This window comes from Streptococcus sp. 121, from assembly GCF_016458205.1.
In the GTDB taxonomy this organism is placed as follows: Bacteria; Bacillota; Bacilli; order Lactobacillales; family Streptococcaceae; genus Streptococcus.
In genome coordinates, this window is the sequence record NZ_JAEMED010000070.1 from 1 (window position 1) to 3,090 (window position 3,090).

The window sequence follows — 3,090 nt, forward strand, 5'->3', positions numbered from 1 at the left end:
CCATATTTCTATTATATCATACACAACCATATACAACAAGAGTTTTGTGCAAAAAATGTTGAAAAAATACAGTTCTATCAAGCGGTTGAGCTGGATTGCTTACAACACAAAGTGATAAACTCGGGAGTATAAAGTGATAAACTCAGGGATCACCATCGTTTACGAAAGAAAAAACAGCCTGTGGTATAATGGGGGTAGAGTAAAATTAGAAAGAGTCGTAGGACATGAAAGGATTATTGAAATTTTTAGCCACAATCCTGGTACTTCTAGGGATCGCTTGGTACCTTATTATTCCAAGTAATCCGGTAACGAGTCAGGAACGCTTTGGTGCTTGGGAGGATAAAACTAATTTTGTAACCTTGATTCAACAAGCAGTCTCTAATTTAAGTTCCACGGGAGATGGTTTGACCTCGCAAATGGTCGTTTCTAGTAACGACTTGAAATCGATCTTGAATGAAAATCTATCTGAGGAACAGAAAACAGATTTAGAAAATTCTGCTATCGGATTTGAACAATCTTACATCCAAGTTCGCCAACCTCTAACTCTATTCGGTCCAGTTACAAGTCAACTAGAACTAAATATGAGCCTAGTGATCAAGGAGGGCCAGCTTGAAGCAGTTGTTGAGTCTGCTAAATTAGGGAAAATTCCCTTGCCAAAATTTTTACTGCGGATGGTCCTTGACCAAGATGCGATTTCGCCTGATTTCAGACGGGATGATCTGACCCTTCCAATCACACTTCCAGCTGAGGGATACGCTCTGGAAAATATTGAAATTCACAATGGGCAAGCGATTGCCTACCTCAAATTAGACCGAGAACGCCTTTTGGCTATGATTGAATCGCAAATCAAACCGTAAAAGAGTATTATAAAAACCAGTTCGCGCAGAACTGGTTTTTATGGGTTAGCCTCCGAAGAGTTTCTGGAAGAATCCTTTTTTTGTCTTAGGGTTCGATTCTTTCTTTTTCTGAGGTAGATAGGCCTTTATGCTGGTGTCTTCAAGGTTAAGAGCGTGATCGGAATGGAGGATTAACCCAAAAGGAGAATGGCTAGATTCATCAGATACGATGGTAGAAGTAATCCCCTGATCCCTCCCCATTTTCAGATAGGTTAATTGGAGATCATTGGGAATACTAGGCGAAATTTTAAGGTAGAGGGGGGTGTATGTTGCGTTTAAAGCACTCAGAATGTATGGGAGATTTTGTTTGAGTTGTGGATCTTTAGCCTCAGCAATCGAAATACCACAAATAACTCGCTCCTGAAAGGTTCCTAAGTATTTCCGCTGTTGATCGGGATCTAAGCGGAGAGAACCCGCTGCTTTTTCCATCAATGTTTTTTCTAGATTCTTCATGATTCTAGTATAGCACTTTTTAAAAGAGTGGGTGGGTGGGGGAACTTGCAATTTATTTCACAGGGCTCCAATTTTCCCTTGAAAAACCACTTTTTTTGCGTTATGATAGAAGGGTAATAAAAATTAACTCATAAGGAGAGTAAGAAATGTCAATTATTACTGATATTTACGCTCGCGAAGTCCTTGACTCACGCGGTAACCCAACACTTGAAGTGGAAGTTTATACAGAATCAGGCGCATTCGGTCGCGGTATGGTTCCTTCAGGCGCTTCTACTGGTGAGCACGAAGCAGTAGAACTTCGTGATGGAGACAAATCTCGTTACCTAGGTCTTGGTACACAAAAAGCTGTTGACAACGTAAACAACATCATTGCTGAAGCATTGATTGGTTACGATGTACGTGATCAACAAGCTATCGACCGTGCTATGATCGCACTTGATGGAACTCCAAACAAAGGTAAATTGGGTGCTAACGCAATCCTTGGTGTTTCTATCGCTGTAGCTCGTGCAGCTGCTGACTTCCTTGATGTACCACTTTACAACTACCTTGGTGGTTTCAACGCTAAAGTGCTTCCAACTCCAATGATGAACATCATCAACGGTGGATCTCACTCAGATGCTCCAATCGCATTCCAAGAGTTCATGATCTTGCCAGTTGGCGCACCTACATTTAAAGAAGCTCTTCGTTACGGTGCTGAAATCTTCCACGCACTTAAGAAAATCCTTAAAGGTCGTGGTCTTGAAACAGCTGTTGGTGACGAAGGTGGATTCGCTCCTAAATTTGAAGGAACTGAAGATGCTGTAGAAACAATCCTTTCAGCGATTGAAGCTGCAGGTTATGTACCAGGTAAAGATGTCTTCATCGGATTTGACTGTGCATCATCTGAGTTCTACGACAAAGAGCGCAAAGTTTACGACTACACTAAATTCGAAGGTGAAGGAGCTGCTGTTCGTACAGCTGCTGAGCAAGTTGACTACCTTGCTGAATTGGTTGAAAAATACCCAATCATCACTATTGAAGATGGTATGGACGAGAACGACTGGGATGGTTGGAAAGTTCTTACTGAGCGTCTTGGTGACAAAGTTCAATTGGTTGGTGATGACTTCTTCGTAACAAACACTTCCTACCTTGAAAAAGGTATCGCTGAAGGAGCTGCTAACTCAATCCTTATCAAAGTAAACCAAATCGGTACTTTGACAGAAACATTTGAAGCGATTGAAATGGCTAAAGAAGCTGGTTACACTGCGGTTGTATCACACCGTTCAGGTGAAACTGAAGATTCAACAATCTCAGACATCGCTGTTGCAACGAACGCTGGTCAAATCAAGACAGGTTCATTGTCACGTACAGACCGTATCGCTAAATACAACCAATTGCTTCGCATCGAAGATCAACTTGGTGAAGTTGCAGAATACAAAGGTTTGAAATCATTCTACAACCTTAAAAAATAGGGAGTACTACAGAAATTGAATTTCATTCAATTTCGTAGTAGTACCCCCACACAGATGATTAGGCAGCTATGCTGCCAATCAACCACTGTGCATAGAGAACAGTACAGACTAGTTAGTTTAACTGGTGGTTACTGTTCTTTTTGTTTATGATAAATCTGAGTTTTATAGTCTTTTAGATTATAAACTGTATGTGGTATACTATTCCTATGGCATACGGAATTGATTTTAGAAAACGTGTCCTTGAATATGTTAAAGAGGGACATACACGTAAAGAAACAGCAGCTTTATTT

At 40.8% G+C, this 3,090-nt stretch carries 3 protein-coding genes; 2 read left to right on the plus strand and 1 reads right to left on the minus strand.

Annotated elements, in window-relative coordinates; all coding sequences use genetic code 11:
* Positions 1–224: 224 nt before the first annotated feature.
* A complete protein-coding gene (locus JEQ21_RS09620) occupies positions 225–857 on the plus strand; it encodes a hypothetical protein (protein ID WP_196092443.1) in 633 nt (210 codons plus the stop codon).
* Between the two features lie 45 nt (positions 858–902).
* Here the strand turns inward: JEQ21_RS09620 and JEQ21_RS09625 are convergent, their stop codons facing one another.
* Positions 903–1,349 carry a YueI family protein gene (locus JEQ21_RS09625; RefSeq protein ID WP_196092442.1) on the minus strand — a complete coding sequence of 149 codons (447 nt, stop codon included), beginning with the start codon at positions 1,347–1,349 and terminating at the stop codon, positions 903–905.
* Between the two features lie 146 nt (positions 1,350–1,495).
* On the opposite strand from JEQ21_RS09625, the gene eno reads away from it, so the two are divergent.
* Positions 1,496–2,800, plus strand: a complete 1,305-nt coding sequence (eno, locus tag JEQ21_RS09630) for a surface-displayed alpha-enolase (RefSeq protein WP_199365299.1) — start codon at positions 1,496–1,498, stop codon at positions 2,798–2,800.
* Positions 2,801–3,090: the final 290 nt, after the last annotated feature.